At 45.3% G+C, this 21,074-nt stretch carries 18 protein-coding genes, 1 pseudogene and 1 riboswitch; of the genes and pseudogenes, 9 read left to right on the forward strand and 10 right to left on the reverse strand.

What is annotated here, in order from left to right:
• The first annotated feature begins 29 nt into the window (after positions 1-29).
• The 5 genes from DQN70_RS04130 (at position 30) to DQN70_RS04155 (ending at position 5,564) form a co-directional block, all read left to right on the forward strand.
• Positions 30-809: a hypothetical protein gene (locus DQN70_RS04130; protein ID WP_023940088.1), complete on the forward strand. Its 780-nt coding sequence runs from the start codon at positions 30-32 to the stop codon at positions 807-809.
• Positions 810-815: 6 nt separating this feature from the next.
• Positions 816-1,355, forward strand: coding sequence for a hypothetical protein (locus DQN70_RS04135; protein WP_023940087.1), 540 nt, complete (start codon positions 816-818; stop codon positions 1,353-1,355).
• A 175-nt stretch (positions 1,356-1,530) separates the two neighbouring features.
• Positions 1,531-2,577: a hypothetical protein gene (locus tag DQN70_RS04145; RefSeq protein WP_145980600.1), complete on the forward strand. Its 1,047-nt coding sequence runs from the start codon at positions 1,531-1,533 to the stop codon at positions 2,575-2,577.
• A 46-nt stretch (positions 2,578-2,623) separates the two neighbouring features.
• A complete protein-coding gene (locus tag DQN70_RS04150) occupies positions 2,624-2,839 on the forward strand; it encodes a hypothetical protein (protein WP_023940083.1) in 216 nt (71 codons plus the stop codon).
• A 154-nt stretch (positions 2,840-2,993) separates the two neighbouring features.
• A riboswitch (TPP riboswitch) is annotated at positions 2,994-3,113 on the forward strand.
• A 198-nt stretch (positions 3,114-3,311) separates the two neighbouring features.
• A complete protein-coding gene (locus DQN70_RS04155; RefSeq protein WP_042225846.1) occupies positions 3,312-5,564 on the forward strand; it encodes a TonB-dependent receptor in 2,253 nt (750 codons plus the stop codon).
• A gap of 113 nt (positions 5,565-5,677) precedes the next feature.
• On the opposite strand, the gene ahpC is transcribed toward DQN70_RS04155, so the two are convergent.
• The 3 genes from ahpC to DQN70_RS04175 all read right to left on the reverse strand — a co-directional run bounded on the left by ahpC (position 5,678) and on the right by DQN70_RS04175 (position 8,976).
• Entirely contained in the window at positions 5,678-6,241 is a 564-nt protein-coding gene (gene ahpC, locus DQN70_RS04160) for an alkyl hydroperoxide reductase subunit C (RefSeq protein WP_023937986.1), read from the reverse strand.
• A gap of 701 nt (positions 6,242-6,942) precedes the next feature.
• The gene (locus tag DQN70_RS04170) at positions 6,943-8,583 is read right to left on the reverse strand and encodes a M56 family metallopeptidase (protein ID WP_023940073.1); all 1,641 of its coding nucleotides are present in this window, start codon (positions 8,581-8,583) and stop codon (positions 6,943-6,945) included.
• 27 nt (positions 8,584-8,610) lie between these two features.
• The gene (locus DQN70_RS04175) at positions 8,611-8,976 is read right to left on the reverse strand and encodes a BlaI/MecI/CopY family transcriptional regulator (RefSeq protein ID WP_036887289.1); all 366 of its coding nucleotides are present in this window, start codon (positions 8,974-8,976) and stop codon (positions 8,611-8,613) included.
• Positions 8,977-9,232: 256 nt separating this feature from the next.
• Here DQN70_RS04175 and DQN70_RS04180 point away from each other — a divergent pair, with 256 nt between their 5' ends.
• From DQN70_RS04180 to DQN70_RS04190, 3 genes are all read left to right on the forward strand, one after another.
• Positions 9,233-9,739 carry a flavodoxin gene (locus tag DQN70_RS04180; RefSeq protein ID WP_023937991.1) on the forward strand — a complete coding sequence of 169 codons (507 nt, stop codon included), beginning with the start codon at positions 9,233-9,235 and terminating at the stop codon, positions 9,737-9,739.
• A gap of 99 nt (positions 9,740-9,838) precedes the next feature.
• Positions 9,839-10,216, forward strand: coding sequence for a DUF2023 family protein (locus tag DQN70_RS04185; RefSeq protein WP_023937992.1), 378 nt, complete (start codon positions 9,839-9,841; stop codon positions 10,214-10,216).
• Between the two features lie 647 nt (positions 10,217-10,863).
• Positions 10,864-12,510, forward strand: a complete 1,647-nt coding sequence (locus DQN70_RS04190) for a TapA/TapC family T9SS-dependent outer membrane protein (RefSeq protein WP_023940068.1) — start codon at positions 10,864-10,866, stop codon at positions 12,508-12,510.
• A 527-nt stretch (positions 12,511-13,037) separates the two neighbouring features.
• On the opposite strand, the pseudogene DQN70_RS04200 reads toward DQN70_RS04190, so the two are convergent.
• From DQN70_RS04200 to DQN70_RS04210, 3 genes and pseudogenes are all read right to left on the reverse strand, one after another.
• Positions 13,038-13,442 (reverse strand): annotated as a pseudogene (locus DQN70_RS04200) (transposase); the annotation flags it as partial.
• 6 nt (positions 13,443-13,448) lie between these two features.
• Positions 13,449-14,660, reverse strand: a complete 1,212-nt coding sequence (locus DQN70_RS04205) for an OmpA family protein (protein WP_023937528.1) — start codon at positions 14,658-14,660, stop codon at positions 13,449-13,451.
• A 52-nt stretch (positions 14,661-14,712) separates the two neighbouring features.
• Positions 14,713-15,867 (reverse strand): OmpA family protein, encoded by a 1,155-nt coding sequence (locus DQN70_RS04210; protein ID WP_231968865.1) that lies wholly within the window; start codon positions 15,865-15,867, stop codon positions 14,713-14,715.
• 280 nt (positions 15,868-16,147) lie between these two features.
• On the opposite strand from DQN70_RS04210, the gene DQN70_RS04215 reads away from it, so the two are divergent.
• Positions 16,148-16,396, forward strand: a complete 249-nt coding sequence (locus DQN70_RS04215) for a hypothetical protein (RefSeq protein WP_023940990.1) — start codon at positions 16,148-16,150, stop codon at positions 16,394-16,396.
• A gap of 189 nt (positions 16,397-16,585) precedes the next feature.
• Here DQN70_RS04215 and DQN70_RS04225 read toward each other — a convergent pair whose 3' ends face one another.
• The 4 genes from DQN70_RS04225 to DQN70_RS04240 all read right to left on the reverse strand — a co-directional run bounded on the left by DQN70_RS04225 (position 16,586) and on the right by DQN70_RS04240 (position 21,066).
• Positions 16,586-17,245 carry a DUF2284 domain-containing protein gene (locus DQN70_RS04225; protein ID WP_023940991.1) on the reverse strand — a complete coding sequence of 220 codons (660 nt, stop codon included), beginning with the start codon at positions 17,243-17,245 and terminating at the stop codon, positions 16,586-16,588.
• A gap of 92 nt (positions 17,246-17,337) precedes the next feature.
• On the reverse strand, positions 17,338-17,640 hold the full coding sequence (locus DQN70_RS04230) for a Dabb family protein (protein ID WP_023940992.1): 303 nt from the start codon (positions 17,638-17,640) through the stop codon (positions 17,338-17,340).
• A gap of 118 nt (positions 17,641-17,758) precedes the next feature.
• A complete protein-coding gene (serB, locus tag DQN70_RS04235) occupies positions 17,759-19,042 on the reverse strand; it encodes a phosphoserine phosphatase SerB (protein ID WP_023937518.1) in 1,284 nt (427 codons plus the stop codon).
• Between the two features lie 131 nt (positions 19,043-19,173).
• Positions 19,174-21,066: an LTA synthase family protein gene (locus DQN70_RS04240; protein WP_023940993.1), complete on the reverse strand. Its 1,893-nt coding sequence runs from the start codon at positions 21,064-21,066 to the stop codon at positions 19,174-19,176.
• Positions 21,067-21,074: the final 8 nt, after the last annotated feature.

The raw sequence follows: 21,074 nt of genomic DNA on the forward strand, positions 1-21,074 counted from the left end.
TGGACAGCAACGTACAAGAAGATATTCTAATGGTTCTCGGGAAAGCCTCTGGGGCGTTTATGGGCAATGCGAGCCAAGAATCTGTAAGGAGCTACATATCAGACTTACACACCCAATCGGTCAGCCCAGATATGATAGGGGCAATGGCAGATGTGATGAGGGGAATGCTGGATGCAGCTGGGTTCAATTCAAAATTGTCCGATCCAAATGCTGCATATATGTTGTACAAGGCGATAAGGGGAGATAAAAACGGTAGTACAGCAGCGGAGGACATAGTTTCTAAAATGCAAGAAGCTAATGTAAGGAAAGTCCTTTCTGATTATGATGAGGTCTTTAACAAAATGACCGATGAGCAGATCATGGATGAACTTAACCTAGAGCACAACGAAGATCTGCGGACAAGAATAGAGAACGCACAGCGCAGGATAAATGCAGTGAATGCAATGTTCAGATACGAATCTGACAATACCGGTCGCTCCATGGCCGAAACCATGCACCAAATATACTCCAAGAGGGGTATTGAGTGGCGAAGAAAATGGGTAGATGAAACTGTTGTTTTTGATCAGTACCAAAAAGAAATAGAGAAGCTCACCGGGAAAAAGGTCCCCGACTTCGCTAATCTGCATGAGATATACAACCAGTCGTCCTCTATAGCAACGGCAACAATAGACAGGTTAGAAAAACATTACTACAAACCGGCCATAGAACAAGCTCGCAAGGTTAAAGAGTTGCTTGGGTTTAACGATAGGCAGCTACACGACTATATGATAGCCAAGCACGCACCAGAGAGAAATGCCAAGATGCGATAAGATATAATGGAGGAGAAAGGCATATCCTACGAGGAGACCGGTGTAGAAGGATCTATAGAGGAGGAAACTGGAGATGAGGATCCAAGTGATGATATTATCATAGGGGATAAGATCTCCTATATAGACCAAGATGGAAACATGCAAGAAGGTGTTGTTCAGTCTCAGAATGGAGCTGAATATATCGGGGTGTCAGACGAGCAGGGAAACATCACACCTGTTCATGTAGACAACGTGAGGCCGATAGAGGAGATTGCACAAGAAACGTCTCCACAAGGTCTACAAGATGTTTATGGAAACGAAGCACAGGAGGAGGCTCAGCCACAAAAGACGGCTGTTCCCGTGTCTGTCGATACGCATAGCGAGCAAGATGTAGTTGATGACATACTTTCTCAATCACAAGGAGACATAGAAATAGCCATTGAAGCAGCTAAATTTGAACTCGACCAATCAAAAAAAGAGGTAAAAAGCTGTCTAAAGAAGTGCCACCAGAAGCGAAAACAAGCAGAGAAGCGTTCATCAAGCACAAGTTGCAACAAAAAGCTGTAATAGAAGAGGCTAATGAACGCTTGCAGAAGATGCAGCGAGTGATAGCGAGGTAATACCAGAAGATCAAATCAATAAAAGTTCAACCCATGTAATAAGTGAAGACAATGGAAGACAAGACGATGGAATATATGACCCAGCTTTGGAGAGCGATGGCAATAGTGAACTCACAGAGCAATTGTCAAGAGAAAAAACAACGGCTCAACAGCTACAAGAAATTCCAGAAGTTCAAGAGAGAAAACAACAGATACCCGATGTTCAGCGAAATAGTTCAAGTCCTAAAGGAGGAGAGCAAGCAATAGCGAATAAACAAAGAGATGCTATCAACGTGGAGAGTCAGTCTGAGGTAGAAGTGGCGTCTAACGATAACACCACATCAGACTCATCATTCACAGATGGTGGTGCAGCAGAAGAAAGGGGTGCAAAGAGTTCTACCGAAGTAGATGTTATCACCAATCAAATAAGCAAGGAAAAGGAGAAAAGGCAGAAGAGATACACAAAGCTTATAGATCAGCCCAATAAGAATGGCTTGGCGGTAGAGGTGATTGATTCACAAGAAGCTTATGACAAGAAACTCCAGGAAGTATCCGAAGCTAATGGCTCTCTATTCAAAGACCTCAAGGGTAGAGTTTATGGCTTTACAGCAAATGGTAAGGTGTATATTGATCCCTCTAAAATGGATTTGAATACTCCTATCCATGAGTTCACGCACTTGTGGTATACGGCGATGAAGAGCAAAGACCCTGAACTCGTGAAGAAGGGGATGGGTCTTGTCAAGCGAACAAAGTACTACCGAGAAGTTAAGAATAATTCAGCGTATAAAGGCCTTACGGAGGAGCTATTGTTAGACGAAGCCCTTGCGCACGCATTAGGAGAGATCGGGTCTAAAAAGATAGAAAAGAAGGGTGTCACACGAACCAAATTCGGCTTGTGGGTAAAGGAGTTCTTTGACAAGCTTAAAGAGTTATTCGGGGAAAAGTCGGATATGGATATGTACGACTTTGCAGATATGGTACTTTCCGACTTGCTGAGTGGTAAGTCTATAAGCTCGTCCAAAGAGAGTGGCACCCGATTTAGGCTTTCAGAAGAGCAAGAGCAAATCAAACAAAAGGCTCAAGCTAATGGCTCTTTTATGGAGGCTCCTAATGGAGAGCCAAGTAAATTGAATGAACATCAGTGGACACAAGTTCGTACAACGGCTTTCAAAGATTGGTTTGGAGATTGAGACAGGGAGAAGAAGGCTAACTTTGAAGCACTAAAACAAAGGATACATGGAAGAAAGCAACAACAGCCAATCGAATACACAGATGAGTTTCGAGGAGTTCAAGAAAGAAGTCGAAGACTATCTGAACACGAAATATCCGAATTTCATAGAGGAGAACGAAGAGTTGCTAAAGAGAGTGGATTCGGAATACTACAGTTGGGTCTTAGAAGGCAGCTTCACGCCCAGTCAAATAGCGGAAGGAATGCTCGGAGGTCTCTTGTAGACAAAAACGGGAACCAATTCAACATTATCGAGGATATAAATGGGCAGCTGTTCCATGATATATTCGAGATTGTAAGGAACTATCTTAAGCATGGAGAACTTGTAGACCTACACGATATAAAACTATACCTTTGCAAAGTCACCAATCGAATTAGCGATGGAGATAGGGGTGCTTGGTTGCACTTTGCTCTTGTGGCAAACCAATCCGGCTGAGATGAAACCCTTAGCGACCTGATCCGGGTAATGCCGGCGTAGGAAATCATCTGAGAAGTCTTTGAGCCGAGAGGCTGCGGACATTGCTAAGAGATACATTCTAATTATTCCCCCTTTATTTCTTTCGTCACTCTATTGGTCTATCGTGATAAGAGATGCCCTTTGGTCGATCTTTTGTTGTGAGGCGAATGGTCTTGCCTGGCAAGTCCTTTCGGAAGCTGATGCTGATAATGGAATACAAAACCAATAAGTGTTTGAATATGAAACAGTCTAAATTTTTGCGTCCGTCTCTACTCTCTTTGGGGCTGGCGTTGGGAGTATCTGCTTCGGCACAGAGTGTGCCCGATAGCAGTCGTATCGTGCAGCTCGAAGAAGTGCAGGTAGTAGCTGGTAGAGCCGGCTATCGGACTCCGGTGAGTTTCTCCGAAATGAAAAAGAGTGAGCTCAAGCGTTCGGCTTATGGGCAGGATATGCCCTATCTGCTGTCTCTATTGCCAGGGGTCGTTGCTACAAGTGACGCCGGTACAGGATTAGGGTACACTTCTCTGAAAGTAAGAGGTAGCGATGCTTCACGTATCAATATCACCACCAATGGGGTGCCACTCAACGACTCGGAGAGCCAAGGTGTTTTTTGGGTGAATATGCCGGACTTCTCCTCTTCGCTGCGAGATGTGCAGGTGCAGCGTGGTTTGGGAACTTCCTCCAATGGGGCTGCAGCTTTTGGTGCAACAATCAATATGCGCACCGAGCAATATGGATTGACCCCATACGCACAGGTCGATCTGTCGGGTGGGGCTTTCGGTACTTTCCGTCGCTCGGCTTCGATTGGTTCAGGAGCTTTGAGTAATGGTTGGGCTTTCGATGCCAGAATCTCGAAGATCACTTCGGATGGCTTTGTTAAGCGTGCAGATGTAGATCTCAATTCTTACTTCTTCCAATCGGCTTATCATCACAATGGAACTTTGCTCAAATTGATCACTTTCGGCGGAAAAGAGAAAACTGGTATCGCCTGGAATGGTATTGACCCAAACAAGATGGATAAGCTGGGGCGTGACTACAACTCGGCCGGATTTATGTACAAAGATGCCGAAGGCAAAGAGCATTTCTACCACAATACGGATAACTACAATCAGCGTCATTATCAGGCTATCTTCTCTCAGCAATTGGGTGATCGCTGGTCGCTCAATGCTACTCTGCACGCCACAAGAGGTTTGGGCTACACCGATGAATACCGCACCGGCAGAAAGCTCAAAGAGTATGCTTTGAAACCTTTTGAATTAGAGGGAAATAAAATCAAAAAGACCGATCTCATCCGTCAGAAGCATCTCGACAACTGGTTCTATGGCCTTATTACTTCGGCTCAGTACCGTGCCGAGAGTTATGACCTGACATTCGGGGCTTCGGCCAATGCTTACGATGGCAAGCACTTTGGCTACATCAACTGGATCAAGCAGTATTCCTCTCCTTTGGAGCCCGAATATCGCTACTACGACAATAAGAGTGACAAGAAGGAGGCTTCGGCCTTTGCCAAGATCAACTGGCAACCAGTTTCTGGGCTAAACCTCTTTGCTGACTTGCAATATAGAGGTATCCGCTACAAGATGGAGGGGATAGATGACAAGTATAGCGATACTGACAAGCGTATGGCTACCTTGGATATTGAGCAGTCATTTAACTTCTTCAATCCCAAGGCCGGAGTTTCTTACTCCTTGGTAGACGGTCATGTTGTTTACGCTTCTGTAGCTATGGGTCATCGAGAGCCTAACCGAAAAGCCTATACCGATGCTGGTAGCAAGGGTTTCCCGACAGAGGAGAAAATGATCGACTACGAGTTGGGTTATCGCTGGCAGCTGCCCTCTTTTGCTGCGGCCGTCAATTTCTACTACATGGATTACAAAGATCAGTTGGTGCTCGATGGTCGTTTCAGTGATGTAGGGGAGTTGCTTTTCAGCAATGTACCGAACAGCTACAGAATGGGAGTCGAACTGTCGGCCGGTTGGGAGCCATGCGAATACTTCACATGGAATATAGCTGCTGCATTTAGTCGCAACAAGATAGATAAGTACACTCAGACTTTTGCTGTCTATGGCCCCGGAGATGATGACTTTGAACTTCGCACGGAGGAAATGAAGAATACCGATATCTCTTATTCACCGTCGGTTGTCCTCTCTAATCTCTTTACGACTCGCTACAAGGGGCTGGAGCTTGGTTTGCAAACCCAATATGTAGGCAAACAGTATCTCGATAATACGATGAATGAAGATCGCTCTCTCAAGGCTTATTGTGTATCGGCTCTGCGCTTAGGCTATCGCCTACCTGTGTCTTGGGTAGAGGATTTCTCTTTAGGATTGACTGTAAACAACCTCTTTAATACAGAGTACAGCAGCAATGCCTATGTCTATGATACTGGCTATGTCAAAGGCGAAGACGGCAAGCTCACAGCTTACAACGATTTACGCGTATTCCCTCAAGCTCCTATCCACTTGATGGGGAGCGTTTCGATACGCTTCTGAGATCGTTTTTTGAGAGGTTAGCTGAGAAGCCTAATATGTGGGCAAAAGAAACGGGGGCGCGTTGCAAATAAAGCAACACGCCCCTGTTCTGTAAAGTGTTTTCAATATTAGGTTTAGATTTTCCCTACCAAATCAATTCCCGGTTTGAGGGTTGCTGCCCCTCTTGTCCAGCGAGCTGGACACACTTCGTCTCCATGAGCTGCTACGAATTGCAAGGCTTCGACACGGCGAAGCAGTTCGTCTGCATTGCGACCGATATTGCCAGCTACTACTTCGTAAGCCACAATCTCTCCCTGCGGATTTACTACGAAAGTTCCACGTTCGGATACACCTGCTTTTTCGATATACACATCAAAACCTCTGCTCAGCACGTGGGTAGGGTCGCCCAGCATAGGGTATTTGACACGTTTGATCGTTTCTGAAGCATCTTGCCAAGCCTTGTGCGTAAAGTGAGTATCGCAAGACACGGCATAAATCTCGCAGCCCAATTTCTTAAATTCGTCGTATTTGTCGGCCAGGTCTTCCAATTCTGTCGGGCAAACGAAGGTAAAATCAGCGGGGTAGAAGAAGAATACACTCCACCTACCCATTATATCTTTCTTGCTTATGGGGAAGAATTCACCGTTGGCGTAGGCCTGTACTTCAAAATCAATGATCTGTTTTCCTATTTGAGACATTACTCTTGCTGTGTTAATTATCTATCAACTATTCTATGAAATTCTCTGCTGCAAAGGTTGAGAGATAAGCCATTCGGCACAACAGCCTTTTTCTATGGTTGTATTTATAATCTCTATTGGTAGAGTCTTTATGGCTCGTTCCCTTGCTGGAATAGAGGTTGTTATAAGCCATTTCAGATGCTTTGAATTTGCCGCTTAGTGGTAATCATACTCCTTTTTCTCCTCTTTTCGGATTTTGAATTCGTATCTCTGTTCATCCTTGTTACTCTTCTTTTGTATATCTATTCTGATTGCTCTAAGTTGGTTTTCCGCAGTAGATCTGCGAGGTTATTACCTTTTGTGCATCTCCTTTCTGAGAGATATCTCTATTTGCTCAATTTTATTCTCTCTTGGATTGTAAACAAAGAGAAGCATGGATTAAAGTTGATAGGCTTGTAGTGTGACTGAAAAATGAGACCGGAGGGAGCAAAAATTATCTCCTGAGAGAATTTCTGCTAACACAGGAGCTAGCGTTTGCTCTCACAGGAGATAATTCCGACTCTCTCAAAACTTCCTATTCACAGAGGTTTTGAGAGGAGAAGAAGAGATTGGTGAAAAGCTCTTTCTTGTTGATGTTTTAACCTTTTTTTTGGGGGGGAGAATCTCCCCCTTCTGTTGAAAAGGATCTTTCCCTTATAAAAGGGGCAATAGCCAATTGCAGTCTACATACGGAAGAGTACAGGCAGAGTGAAGCGTACCCGAACAGGTTCCCCTTTATTTTTTCCCGGTATCCATGCCGGCATTTCGGAAACGACTCTCTCGGCTTCTTTGTCGATCAGCGGATCGACTCCCTGCAAAACCTTGATGTTGGACAGCTTCCCGTCTTTCTCTACAATGAACTGGATCAAGACCCGCCCTTGGATATTGCGCTCTGCTGCCTCTTTGGGGTAGTGCATATTTGCAGCCATATACTGCATCATAGCTGATGGGCCACCGGGAAAAGAGGCCGGTTCGTCAACTACTTCGTAGTAAGTGTCCGAGGCTTGCTCTTCCGATGTATTGACCGATGATGCCAAAGGAGAGGCATTGTCCTTTTTCTCTCCATTTAATTTGAAGCGAATCGGGATAACGAGTTGGCTTGGTACATTCTTTTTCCCCTTCTTTGCCGGTTCCCAGCGGGGCATCATGTTTACGACACGCAAAGCCTCCTTGTCGAGAAGAGGGTTGGTCCCTTTGACTATTTCGGAGAGAAAGATCTCGCCATTTGCATTCAATTTGATTTGTACGTGCGTAACTCCTTCTATGTTTTTCTTTATGGCCTCTTCGGGATATTGGATGTGAGAAGTTAGGAAACGCATCATGGCTATTTGTCCTCCGGGGAATTGAGGTGGCTGCTCTTCTCCTTTTTGAGGATTTGCAGTAGCTGCATCCTGTTGCCATATCTCTTCTTTACCTTGTCGTTTGGCTGAGTCCGAATCTTCTTTGCCATGCACGGATGAGGCTCCAAGTAGTGCTATTAACATTACTGGCAAAGCTATCAGATAGCTCCACTTGGATCGCTGTGGTGAGCTGTGTTTGTTCATCATTACAATTCTTCTTTTTAGGTGATTACTATTGAATGTATTGCATAGAGGCACAGAGGCGCCAACTGTGGCCAATTGCAAAAGTTCATATTGGTAGGAATGGATTTCTTTTTCTCCTTCTGTGGCCGACCGGTCTGCCAAAAACTCCAGGTTGCAGCGCAGTTCACGTCGGATCCACCAAGCGGCGGGGTTCCACCATTGCTGTAGCAGGAGCAGGCTCTGCAAGAGTAAGTCGGCAGAATGTAACCCTCGTACATGCGCACATTCGTGCTTGAAAATATGTATCATGGCTCCTGTCTTTTGCAGTTTTTCCGGGAGATAAATTCTTCCGAAGAAACTGAATGGCTTGACTTCTCCGGGTAAGAGACGAACTCGCTTACTTCCATAGCTGGGATGCGATTGTCGGTGCATTCGTAACAGGGTTATAACAGCCGGTACTCGATAGAGAAGTAAAAAGGCCACACCCGATAACCATAGAATTGTGAGCAGTTGGTCAAGAGAGAGAGTCGGAGACTTTGCTGCTGTAATGGCTTCTGTCGAAATCATTTGCAGTTCTCCGATAGCAATTGCTCCGGAATTTAGATTATCCGAAGTTGGCCAGATGGCGATTTGTGGAAGGTAAGGAGCGAAAAATGGTAACCCTATACTTAGCAGGATACCGGCCAGATAGTAGCCTCTTCTCAGGCCGTGGTGAGTGTTCTCTCCGCAGATTAACCGACCGCAAAGGGCAAAAAGTAGCAGGATGAAGCCGGATAATATATGGTATAGCAGAGTCGTCATGGCTGATTGGTCTTGTGAATAGTGATTTTACTTTTTCCCTTCCTCGATCAGGTCGATCAGCTCTTGCAGTTCCTTAGGGCTTAGATATTCCTCTTGAGCAAATTGTTGCACCAGATTGCTGTAGCTCCCTTGAAAATAGTTCTGTACGAGCCTGCGGATGGAGGCTTTCATGTATTGATTGCGACTGATAAGCACCTTGTATTCTCTGGTTTTCCCATTGAGGACGGAAGACAGATAGCCCTTGCTCTCTATGTTTTTCACGATAGAGGCCAAAGTGGTGTAGGGAGGTTGCGGTGTCGGTAATTTCCACAGAACGTCCCGTACAGTGAATGGTTCTTTCACAGACCATACAAGTCGCATAATTTCTTCTTCTTGTTCGGTTAGTTGTATCATATCGTTTTGTTTTTTTCTGTTTGTCAAATCCTCCTTCATGCGGAGGACTCTAATGCTCTGCTACAAATCTACGAAACTTTCGTAGATTGGCAAGCCGAGACTTCCACCAAAGAAAAAGGGACTGTTTGTGCCTTTATTTCCGGATACCTATTCAATAGGCAGAAGGAGAATCGAATGACTATATATAGGTATGGCGCAAGTACATACGATCCGATACTTTTGCCATTGAGTAATCAAAACACTAAAAAAACAGGATATGAAATCTATTGGAATTTATTACGGTTCGTCTACGGACACTACTGCAGACATCGCCAATCGTATCGCAGGAAGCTTGGGCGTAGCTCAGAGTGAAGTACACAATGTGGCTGATGCTGATCCGGCTTCGGTAGCCAAATATGAAGTTCTTTTGCTGGGTAGCTCTACGTGGGGTGCCGGTGATTTGCAGGATGATTGGGAAGATTTCCTCCCTAAGCTCAAAGCACAAGATCTCTCCGGAAAGGTAGTTGGTCTTTTTGGTTGCGGTGATGCTTCTTGCTATGGCGATACCTTCTGCGATGCTTTGGCTACAATCAAAGAAGGCTTGGCTGGCAGTGGTTGTACTTTTGCCGGCAATATGAGCAAAGACGGCTACAGCTTCGATGAGTCTCGTTCTGAAGAAGATGGCGAATTGATCGGCTGTCTCTTGGATGAAGCCAATGAATCCGATATGACAGATGAGCGTATCGATCGTTGGATTGCAGCTCTCAAACCTCAGCTCGGATAACCTCCGAATCGTAATAACCTATCTTCATACTTTCGACAAGGAGGCCGACCGATTTCTCATTTCTCGGCCGGCCTCCATTTATATAAATAGCTTCATCTTATGCGAGAATATAGTGTAGACTACAAAGTCTTTCTTCACCACGTGTATGAGTATCAGAAAGGTGTACGGCGTATGATATTATGTACACTCGCCATAGATGAATTGCACGAGGCGGAGGCTCGGCTCAGTCGCTTGTCTATACCGTACTTCAGTCAGGCTGTTCCCAAAGGGCATCGAGCAAATCTCTTTTTTGGCAGTAGTGAGTGCCTCGAAGCTCTTAGTCTTTTCCTTGGCAATCGCCCGCTCAATACACTCAGTCCTGAAGAAGATTTTATCGTAGGGGCTATGCTGGGGTATGATATTTGTGGGCAGTGCCAGCGTTACTGCAAGCGCAAAAAGACTTCAATTGCCAGTACTTGTCAGGCTTCTGCTTGTTGAGCTGGAGCAGCTTTCCCTCTTTAGAATTTTTCTACCATCGATTTTGAAAGATCTGCGCTCCATCGTGCAGGTCTTTTTCTGTTTCTCTATTCTTCATTTTCCTTTTTTGTCTTCCATCTTCCATTTCCTCTCCTTTGTTTTTCTCTTCTCTCCTCTCCCTCTCCTTTCTCTCCTCTCCTTTACTCCATTCTCTGTTCTTTTTCTTTCTGTTGTTCGTTGTCTTGAGAGCTATGAATGCATTTCTATGAGTTTGTGATATTGGAACGAATAAAAAGGGTCGTAGGTTCGGTTCAAAAGGATTAATGCTTCGCCTTAAAAGGGTCTATCCCTAGCAACAAAAGGGTTAATGCTAAGAAAAGCGGTAGTAGCCCCTCCTACATCTCCTTATTTTTCAAAGGTCTCAATTAAGATAAATAAAATCATCCAACTGAAGAGGCCTCTTTTGTTTTGTATTTGTATTCTTTATAAATTTGCTCTCGGAGAAATGATTAAACTCTGAGCTTATCGCTTTTGGGGAGAGTTCTTGGAAGGAGTGGTAACTACGTTTTTGAGAGCATTAGGGTGTTTGTGTTTAGGCACTCTTCAGCGTGTGGTGGTTTAGTGAGTATTGTAAAAAGGCTTATTGATATTACCAAAGAATAATTATTATGAGAACAACAATTTTACACAAATGGGTACTGGCAGCTTTTGCCCTTATAACCCTTTCTTCCCTTGCCCAAGCGCAAACGATGGGAGGAGGAGATGTCAAGGTATTTGACTACAAAAACAATCCAGCGATAAAGACGAAAATGACTGTGGCAGACAATGGATGGATTTATCTAATGGCTCACGGCAAACACGAATCGGGAGAGACCGAAGTGAGAGTGTTTCGCTCTAAGGATGATGGAGTTACCTTCCAAGAGATAAAGCATTGGACGCGCTCGAGTTATTGGTTCTTTCAAGATTTCGATATCATAGTAACAGGTAAGGACGAATCTGATATCCGGTTCTGGTCGGTAGAGCTTCTAAATGATCCCGCTGGGAATAGGAGTATTCTTAGTGTCTTTAAGCGCAATGCCAATTTAGAGAATGGCAATGCTGTTCGCATGTACGAAAAAGAGTTTACCAACACACAACTGTACGATGTGTCCATAGCCTCCAATTACCGTTCGCCCGCTTCCAATCTGATGGGGGGTGATCCTTTTGCTTTGGCTATCGCTTATACGGGCTTTAACAGCGCGGACAATGAGAGTTTCGTGGGCTATCTCACATCTATGAAGGCGGGAAAGTCATTTGAACTTCACCATCCCATTTTTAGTCAAGACGGAAAGGAAAAAATAGGAGAGGTGGACCTCTCTTTGGGTAGTACCTCTTATTCTATGGCGCACAATCAATGGCCCATAATGGGAGTCGTTTTTGAAATGAATAAAACATCTGGTCATGGGGCTGATATAGGGTTCCTATCCAACTTTATCGACTATGATTCAGATTTTAGGTGGGCAGCCCCCATAAAAGTGAACACTTTCGGAGAGGCTGGCTCCCCCAAAATCCAAATGATGTTGGATAGTGAAAAAGATAATACCCTCGCTGGGAAAACCTGCCATAACTTTATGATTATGTACAATCATTATGATTCGGATGAGCGTAATTGGCAGATTCGGTACGTCTATCCCAAGCCTGAATTTAGATATAAAGAGGGAGATACACCGACCATGGATGATTTGGAAGAGGCTCCGTTTGCAACTACCTCAAGCGATGAGTTTATTGGAGATCTATCGTATGACAAGAGTTATGGTCACTATCTGGTTACTTATGCCAACACTTTTGAATATGAAGGCTCAGACGTGTGGAAATTAAATTACTGCTGGGTGCCCTACGATCTTCTCAACGATCTAAAAAAGTGGAGTGTAAGGTATGTATACAGAGATGATTTCAATGCCACGATAACACCTCAGGTGGACATTCATCCCATCAAAAGAAAAGCTTGCTGGGCTTGGGGAGAATACCATACAGACAAGAGTGTCATTAGGGCAGACACAGAGTGGAGTACGATCACATCTGTGGAAGAAATCCTCTCACAAGGAGAGGGGGTAAAGCTCTGCACAAGTTCTACCGATGGATATATGATGCTCAAGTTGCCAATGGATGCTACGTGGAAGGCTTTTGTTTACGATATGCAGGGGCGTAAGGTAGCCGAAGTTTCTTTCGAAGGCGAAGCGTATAAACTCAACGTACAACACTTGCCCAAGGGTACCTACCTGCTCAAGGTTGCATCCGATACGAGACGATTTGTAGAGAAGTTTATCGTAGAGTAAATGCTATACCATTCTCGGCTTAGTTGGAAGGAAGTGCTCCATGCAACTGCTCCCACTGGCTGAGTGGATAGTAACAGTATAACATTTTAACGAATAAGAGAGGCGGGGACTATGCCCTGTCTCTCTTTTCTTTACCCAAGGGTGCAAGCAAGGATTGCTCAAGTTCAAAGGATAGCGGTAAGTAGGGTGGTAGAAAACGTTTTATTGCTGTCCGCTAAACTTTAGAAGAGGGCAAAATAGTGCTTTCAATCCTAGTGAATAGGTTGTATTCCGTCTGATTTTGTTTGAGTAAGTCCCCCAACCAAAAAGATTTGGTTCTGGTGGGGCTTCTTTGGGTTCAAATATCGCCTCCCAATCGCTCTCAGGATGCTCAAACAAGCTATAAAGAGACCTTTGAAAAATAAGGAGATGTATGAAAGAGGCATTCTTCGGATAAAAGGAGGGAGGAATTTGGGAGGAAGCAAGGGATAAAATGGCTTGTAAATCACCCTTGCGGGGCTACAAGAACGATCTCCGCAAGGGTAGTCTTATCCTACACATGAGGACATAATTATCCCCGGTGTTCTGTATAGGTTAAAGGCGATGCTCTCAAGAATGTTTTGGGGATGGGTCTTTGCAAGCCCCCGGTAGCGACATCGTCCGCCATGAAACCTCCGACGAATATTGCCAAAGGTGTGTTCGATAGTAATCCGTATCGGACTGATGGCTTTGTTTCGCTGTTTCTCTTGCTTGGTCAATGCCCTGTTGCGTTGTGCCTTGTGCATAATGCCATCTTGAAGGTGATGTGTTTGCAGGTACGAACGATTTTTTTGAGAAGCATATCCTTTGTCCGCCAGGATGGCTGTGCCTTGTGAAAGATAAAAAAACTGCCATGTGAGAAAGCTCCCACATGGCAGTCTTATATGTTTGGAGATATTTCCCCTCCAATTCGTTTGTGCTTATTCCACGTTCATGATTACAACACGGTTCCAAGCATTTTCAGCGTAAACCTGTTCGTCCGAGCCTTTCCATTCGATCTTGATGCGACTAGCATCAATACCGTACTTCTTAGTCAAGACTTCAGCCACTGCCTTGGCACGACGCTCAGACAGAGCCTTGTTGTAAGCAGCCGTACCTGTGTCGCGGTCTGCATAACCAACGATGTATACATCTTGATTATTCTTCTTTGCGTATTCAGCAGTATTGTAGATATTTACCATCTGTGGACGATCGATCTGAGCAGAGTTGAGACGGAAGTAAACAACATTGTTTACTACAACTTTCTTCGTTGTGCTTACAGATGCTTCAGGACACTCGGGGCAAGAGACCGGACGCTTGTTCAACTCTTCGTTCTGAGCGCGCAAAGCATTCAGTTGGCTGTTGAGGTCCTTGATCATGTTGTAGTCCATAGGTACTACCTCATCCCAAGTCGTTTTGCCAAGGTTGATGGTCAAACCTGCTGTCAGGTAGCTGTTTACATCAGAGATAGCTTTGTCGTTATCTGTGCCTATGAAACGCATACGTGAGAGCATTGTCTGAGCTTCCAAGTTGAGGTCTATGCAAGAAGACAAACGAAACTTGAGCATCACACCACCATTGAGTGTCGGTGAGAGGCGGCTTTGTCTTCCTTCCTCGTTTTCTTTCCCTTTTTCTGGAGCTTCACGCATGATTTTGTCTTCTTCGTTGGTGCTCTTGATCTTGTAGCCGGCTCCCAATCCAACGAAAGGAATTACGCGGAAGAACTTATCCGGGCGATACACACCAAAGTAGTTCGTGGCATCGAAGAGGAAGTCAAAGTGGGCTGCCCCATAGAGGTTATTGGCTTTCAGACCTGTCATGAGACCTTGAGATCCGCTAACTTCATTGTAGAAGCCTTTCATATTCCAGCCCATTACCTGCAGGCGTGTACCAAAATAAGGTTCGTGCCATTTACCAACAGAGAGAGTAGGGGTTATGGAGTAGCGTTCCATGTACTCTTTTTTGTCTCTGTTGCTGCCGAATAGAGCGATACCCACTCCGCCCTGCAGGTCTACGAACCAGTGGTCGGAGGCTTTGTCTCTGGCAAAAGTGGTGTTTTTGCCTGGCTGATTTTGCGACATGGGTTCCTGTGCATTGGCCGTCAAGAAGATGGTCGATGAAGCTATCGCCAAGAGCAATATACGTGCTTTCATATTCTTGTCTTTTTTATTTTTCTGGTTTGATAATTGAGAAGAACAATGGAGATTACTTCGAGCGAAGGATTACTACACGGTTCCAGTCGCGATTGTCGTATACTTGCTCAGATACGCCCTTCCATTCGATGCTGATTCTGTCGGAAGGTACACCGTACTTGTCGGTGAGAATCTTGGCTACGGCTTTTGCACGAAGTTCAGAGGTGCGATCGCTTTCTTTGCCCTTCTTGTCTGCATAGCCTGTAACGGTGATCTGTGTGCCATTCTTCTTTGCAAACTGAGCTACGTCGAAGATCGTTACCATTTGATCGCTGTCTACAGTTGTCTTGCCGGCACGGAAAAGAACAGACTTGTCCGAAAGCATATTGATACGCTCTACACGAGGCTCAACTTCCGGGCATTCGGGGCAAGAAACGGGACGCTTGCTCAACTCTGCGTTCTTAGCACGCATGGCGTTGATTTGTCCGTTCAGGTCATTTACCAAGCCCCAATCCATTGGTAGGATCTCGCTCCATCCGATATTTCCTATACGGAAGTTCAAACCGGCAGTGAGCATGCCGGAGCAAGCTGTGTAGCGAGGCTCGGGCAGAGCTGTGTTGAGGTTGAAGTCAGAATACATTACCTGGCTTTCCAACACAATGTCCATACGCTCCATCACACGGAAAGCAAACATCAAACCGGCGTTGGCTGTAAGAGCATCCACCTTGAAGTTGCTGTTTTTCTCAAACTTGTGATCGTAACCCAAACCTACCCACGGAATAAGGTGGAATACGCGGTCCTCACTGTAGGGCTTGAAGTAGTTAATCACATCAAACATAAAGTCAAAGTGTGCGTTAGCATAGCGAGCGTGGTTCATCTCCAACTTGGATTTCGCTTCGTTGTTCGAGAAGTCGTGAGATACCCCCAAGCCCATTTGCAATCTGGTCCCGAAGAAAGGAGTGTGCCATTTACCTACGGCAAAAGTGGGAGCAACAGTTTGGCGGTCGAAGAAGTCGGCATCCTCGTTACCTTTCCCAAACTGCATAGCAGCACCTCCTTGCAAAGTCACAAACCAATTGTCACCGGCTTCAGAGCGAGCGTAAGCGGTATTCTTGGCGGGAGTCTGCCCCATTCGTGGCATATTCTCCTGCTGAGCAGAGGCTGAAAGGGCGTAAACCCCGGCCAATGTAAGCATCAAGTACTTTACTTTCATAGCTTTAGTTTTCATTATAGAATTTTATTCTTGCTTCGTTAAGGGCAAATATAAACCTAAACTTTGTATAGACAAAAGATTAGACTGTGTACAATCCGATATTTGTGCAAAACGCAGCTTGTTTTCGGGCTAAATAACTTATTGACAGCATGCAGCTTCCTTCTCAGACAAACGGATGGGTGAGTCGTGTGTGGGGCTGAGTCTTCTCTTGTCGGATGGCAAAATCCAGTGGGTAGACGTTCCTTGGAAATAGTCTTAGCTTTGAGAAGTCATACTTGATACCTCGATTTGGTGTATGGAACAACGGGATTTTTATTTAAGAGAAATTGAGAAGATAGGTCTGCTTTTGACCTCTATCCGACAGCTGTTGTTTGGTGGAAGAAAAGAAAACCTTGCGATTACGGTTGATGCCCAAATCAATAAGACAAAAGACATTTTGCTCAAAAAAGCAGACTTTGATTTGGATTTATTTCTCTCATTGGAGCCGAATAAGATTGAAGAGTACCTGACTAAACGTCAAGGATTTGATGCTAATAATACTTAGTCTAGCAGATATTCTCTTTGAAATTGGCTTGAATGCAGCTCTGCCCCTGTCTAAGATCTGTCTGGAAAGATCTCTCTTGCTCTATGAGTTCAATGTTGTGAGAAGTAAGACTTATTCTTTCGACAGAAACAATAAGATAGAGCGGGTAAAAGAAGTTTTATTTCGGTTCTCTTCACGGTGATAGGGAGGCTATTGCTGCTCTGTCTCTTGCCGGAGTTCGCCAAGCCGTAGCAGTATCGCAGCAGTACTTTCGACCGGAATACTCGGGGAAAACAATAAACCACTTATTAGGCAATAGAAGTCGGGGAGTAGACCATCTTGCCCCCACTGAAGTTCTATGCCCATCAATTCGGTTGTGGTACGGCACAAGTCGAACCCCAAAGCCTCAAGAGATGGGCGCATTTTATGAGGGAAACGGCAGGGTAATCCATTGCTTCGTGTACATCCTCTGTTGGGGCAAAAGTGGCAGTGACCGGCATAGGCAGCCTGCATACCGGGGTACTCCTTTTCTAAATCGAGCAATACGGAATCCAGCTTTGCTCGCTCTAGCCGGATCAATCCGTCGTATAGCTCTTTCATCGAAGACTCCCGGCGGAGAATTCTCTCGTTGAGATTGGGATTGGGGTAAATGCGTGTTGCTAAAATGCCAATCGAATGGTAGGGCGACAAATAGTCCGACGGGGAGAAATCAAAAGGAGGACAACTCCAGGTCCGTCCATAGCGAGAGCATTTTTGACAATAGGAAACGAAGACTTCGGGGTGATGATAGTGTCGGATATATGCAGACAATGGCCACACCACACTCTTGTCTGATACAGAATAGTCATCTGAGAGTAGTGGTATGGCCATTGCAAAAAAAACTTGTTCCGTTTGGAACAGAATAAATCGGTAAAGAGAGTGGATAATTGCCTCTCTTCCTCTTTGGAGTTGCAGGTTTGGGCTTAAAGAATATAGTCCACACAGGCCCTACTTTTGAGGTGAGGCTTCACGAAGTCCTCTATTACTCGTTGGTGTAGTGGGTGATCTTGGTAGGCTTTGAGGCAGTCTTCACAGTTAAACTCTGTTTCCAAAAGGAAGTCGTATTCTTCTTCGTGATTTACGTTGAGTCGTACAGAGAGAGAGTTTAGCACATTTATTTCTTGTGGCAAAACTTCCAAACTGGTTTTGATACGCAACAAATGGCGTTGCTTATCTCCCGGAGTGGGGAACCCATCAAGGGCAAATAATACGATATGTCTTAGCATAATTAGTTGTTGGTTTAGTGGTAATTCTATCTCTCGGATATAACATAGCTATGGCGACGGATGTTCCTCTTTACGAAAAAAAGGCAGAGTATCGCCGGTAAGGAGTAGGCAGTTGAACTCAACGCCCCCACATCCCGCTCACTTCTCCACTGTGGATGTCGATGCCCAGTTTATTCTCATCTATGTGAGAGTCTTTATAGCCGAGGAAGTACAAGATCCCATCCAGACCGACCGTACTGATTGCCTGCGAAGCACTTTCTTTAACTTTCGGCTTGGCATGGAAAGCAATCCCCAGACCGGCAGATGAGAGCATGGGCAAGTCGTTAGCCCCGTCTCCAACGGCAACGGTCTGCATCAGGTCTACATTCTCCACTTGTGCGATCAGGCGGAGCAATTCGGCCTTGCGTCGACCATCCACGACTTCACCCAAGTAGCGACCAGTGAGCTTGCCATCTTTCACTTCCAACTCATTGGCGTATATGTAGTCGATGGGGTATTTATTTTTTAGATAGTTGCCGAAGAAAGTAAATCCTCCCGAAAGGATCGCAATCTTGAAGCCCACCATTTTGAGTGTACGAAGCAGACGGCCGACTCCTTCTGTCATGGGTAGATTTTCAGCAATATCCTGCATTACGGATACATCCAAGCCTTTGAGCAGGGAGACTCTGCGCCGGAAACTCTCGGTAAAATCTATTTCTCCTCTCATGGCACTCTCGGTAATAGCTTTTACTTCATCACCTACTCCGGCGCGTATGGCAAGTTCATCGATCACTTCGGTCTGTATGAGAGTGGAGTCCATATCGAAGCAGATCAGTCTGCGCATACGCCTGAACATTGATTCTCTTTGGAAAGAGATATCTACATTTAGCTTGCCGGAAATATCCATGAAGCTCTTTTGCAGGGCTTCGGTGTCCGAGGGTGTTCCTCGCATGGAGAATTCTACACTGGCCAGTGGCCTGCGCTCTGTCTCTTGCAATGGAATACGCCCGGTGAGTCGTTTGATGGAGTCTATATTCAGGCCTTGTGTAGCACTAAGCGAGGCTATTGCCTGAATCATTTGTGCTGTGATCTGACGAGCTACGATAGTGATAATATAGCGGTTCTTCCCCTGAAGACTGACCCAGGAAGAGTAGTCCTCATCGCTAATGGGAGAGAAGCGAATCTTAACATTAAGTTCATAGCTCTTGAAGAGCAAATCTTTGAGCAGATCTCCGGAATTACGGTCGCTTGTCTGGAAGAGAATACCCAGGTTCAAATGGCTGTGGATATCTGCCTGACCGATGTCCAAAATGAGTGCATTGTGGCGAGCTAAAACCTCCATGAGTTGGGCAGTCACACCGGGGCGGTCTACACCACTGATGTTCGCCAGCATAATCTTGTTATGTTCCTTGTGTGTTGTCATCTGTATTTTCCGTTGTTTAGTGGTTTATCTGTTTTGCCGGAAGGTTTACTGCACTGGCAAAACTGTAACGAAGAGAAACCCTCAAGCGCAAAGTTAGACAAAAGAGGTTTATATGTTTTATGCGTTTTGAGTCATCGTTTACTTACATCCATAAGCAAGTTTTGCAGGTAAGCCTTGCCGAGTAGGATACGTCTTTCTTCGTGGGTTCCTTCGTTGAACAATGTCTGTTTACTGTCACAATCCCAAGTTGTGATCCCTTCTTTGTCTACAAAACCGAAGAGATTGGGTACAGAGAAAAAGGCGTATGGCTCTACTTGGGCAGAGAGAATGTTCTTGGAGTAGGGCATATCGCTATGATCGAAGCCCATTTGTGAAAGTAGAGTAGCTGCCACATCTGTTTGGCTGCAAATAGTCGAGAGACGGCCTTTTTTTTCTAAAGCCCCTCCTGCCCAAAGGTGTAGGATGCGATACTTCTCTGGTCGGTCGGGGGTGGCTTTGTCTTCCGGGTAAGGATACCCATGATCCCCGATGAGGATAAGTAAGGTGTTTTCCCATTCCGAGGAGCGTTTCAGTTGACTGACAAAGTGACCCAAGGCCTCATCGGTGTAAGCAATGGAATTGAGGTAGGGGTTTTCGTTTCTCTTTGTCGGTACATCGAAAGGTTCGTGACTTGAGAGAGTGAGCATTGTATAGAAAACAGGCTTGTTGCTCTGACGGCATTGCTCCAAATAGTCTTTGGCTAAGTATTCGAGAGTGATTTCATCCGGTACACCCCACTTGCTAAGTCGGTGAATGGCATCGAAAGAAGATAAATCTACAATTCGTCGATAGCCGGTAGCTGTGAGATAACTGCGCATACCTGCAAAATTGATGTCTCCGCCATAGAGCATATGGGTCGTATAGCCATTGGCAGAGAGGGAGCGTGCAATTGAGGGTAAACTCTGGCACTTGGCCGGATACTTGATGATTGATGTTTTGGGTTGAGCGGGGAATGCACTCAAGATGGAAGCCATACCTCTATCGGTACGAAAGCTGTTGGCATAGGTTTGCTCGAACAATAAGCCTTCGTTGACCAGGCTGTCTATGTGTGGAGTAAGCCCCAGTGAGTTACCCAGAGCTCCAATCGGATTGGCCGAAAAACTCTCCAGCAGGAGTAATATCACATGTGGACGATTGTTAGTCAACACTTTTTCCGTCTTGTTGGGATCGGTATCGGCTGAGGCTTGCTGAGCCAAAAAATCATAATTCTGAGCAAGGGTTTTTTCATCGAAAAAGAGATAGCCCTTGGTGAAGTCTCGTTCTGTCTTGAGCGAATAAACCAGGCTAAAGGCAGGATTGATGGCAGCGTGATTCAGAAACTGTTTTTCCGAATGGTATACCATCCCTACATTGGCTGTCGCTACAGATAGCCCTCCACGGATAAGCACGAAAATCAATCCGGCCATAAGGAAGTATCCGGGAGTGTAAATGAAAGTATATCGTCTGTGTTTGGGTTGTTCGGGGAGGAATCGCCTATGCCAGCCCCAGAGAATACGGATAAGCAAGGCAGTCGCAACAGCCATCCCTAAGGCAGCTCCTATAATCATCCACGCATTTACGCTGTCAATGGCTCCGGTGGGATGTTGCAGATAAAAGAGAGGGGTGCTATCCAGCCGAAAATGCCAATAGCCGTAGAGAAGAAGATCGGAAGTGAAAATGATAGCCAGGAGGATCCCGATGATAGCATAGTAGACACGCAAAAAGAGGTCTATCCCTCTCCGTGGTAATATGTATATCAGCAGTAGAGAAATGAAAGGGATTGGCAACATATAGGCAGAGACAACACTGTCGAGTTTCAATCCGTGGTAACAAACATCTACAAATTCTTTCCACAGAGGATCCGGCCAATGTTTGTAGTTAAAAAGCAAGAACAGCCCATGCCAAATTAAGAAGTACAAAAGCAAGATCAGATATATACCTGCCAGATACCCCCCTCTGGTAGTAGCCCAGGAGTATATTTTTCGTTTTAAGTCTTTGCTTATCATACGACCTT

The sequence above is a fragment of the Porphyromonas crevioricanis genome, from assembly GCF_900476255.1.
GTDB classification, from domain to species: Bacteria; Bacteroidota; Bacteroidia; order Bacteroidales; family Porphyromonadaceae; genus Porphyromonas; species Porphyromonas crevioricanis.

Excerpts from the sequence above, each read along its gene's own strand:
- serB (WP_023937518.1), bottom strand. The coding sequence starts at position 19,042 with ATGACAACACACAAGGAACATAACAAGATTATGCTGGCGAACATCAGT.
- DQN70_RS04135 (WP_023940087.1), top strand. The coding sequence starts at position 816 with ATGGAGGAGAAAGGCATATCCTACGAGGAGACCGGTGTAGAAGGATCT.
- DQN70_RS04185 (WP_023937992.1), top strand. The coding sequence starts at position 9,839 with ATGCGAGAATATAGTGTAGACTACAAAGTCTTTCTTCACCACGTGTAT.
- DQN70_RS04225 (WP_023940991.1), bottom strand. The coding sequence starts at position 17,245 with ATGGCCATACCACTACTCTCAGATGACTATTCTGTATCAGACAAGAGT.
- DQN70_RS04240 (WP_023940993.1), bottom strand. The coding sequence starts at position 21,066 with ATGATAAGCAAAGACTTAAAACGAAAAATATACTCCTGGGCTACTACC.
- DQN70_RS04210 (WP_231968865.1), bottom strand. The coding sequence starts at position 15,867 with ATGAAAACTAAAGCTATGAAAGTAAAGTACTTGATGCTTACATTGGCC.
- DQN70_RS04130 (WP_023940088.1), top strand. The coding sequence starts at position 30 with ATGGTTCTCGGGAAAGCCTCTGGGGCGTTTATGGGCAATGCGAGCCAA.
- DQN70_RS04180 (WP_023937991.1), top strand. The coding sequence starts at position 9,233 with ATGAAATCTATTGGAATTTATTACGGTTCGTCTACGGACACTACTGCA.
- DQN70_RS04175 (WP_036887289.1), bottom strand. The coding sequence starts at position 8,976 with ATGATACAACTAACCGAACAAGAAGAAGAAATTATGCGACTTGTATGG.
- DQN70_RS04205 (WP_023937528.1), bottom strand. The coding sequence starts at position 14,660 with ATGAAAGCACGTATATTGCTCTTGGCGATAGCTTCATCGACCATCTTC.
- DQN70_RS04150 (WP_023940083.1), top strand. The coding sequence starts at position 2,624 with ATGGAAGAAAGCAACAACAGCCAATCGAATACACAGATGAGTTTCGAG.
- DQN70_RS04190 (WP_023940068.1), top strand. The coding sequence starts at position 10,864 with ATGAGAACAACAATTTTACACAAATGGGTACTGGCAGCTTTTGCCCTT.
- DQN70_RS04155 (WP_042225846.1), top strand. The coding sequence starts at position 3,312 with ATGAAACAGTCTAAATTTTTGCGTCCGTCTCTACTCTCTTTGGGGCTG.
- ahpC (WP_023937986.1), bottom strand. The coding sequence starts at position 6,241 with ATGTCTCAAATAGGAAAACAGATCATTGATTTTGAAGTACAGGCCTAC.
- DQN70_RS04170 (WP_023940073.1), bottom strand. The coding sequence starts at position 8,583 with ATGACGACTCTGCTATACCATATATTATCCGGCTTCATCCTGCTACTT.
- DQN70_RS04215 (WP_023940990.1), top strand. The coding sequence starts at position 16,148 with ATGGAACAACGGGATTTTTATTTAAGAGAAATTGAGAAGATAGGTCTG.
- DQN70_RS04230 (WP_023940992.1), bottom strand. The coding sequence starts at position 17,640 with ATGCTAAGACATATCGTATTATTTGCCCTTGATGGGTTCCCCACTCCG.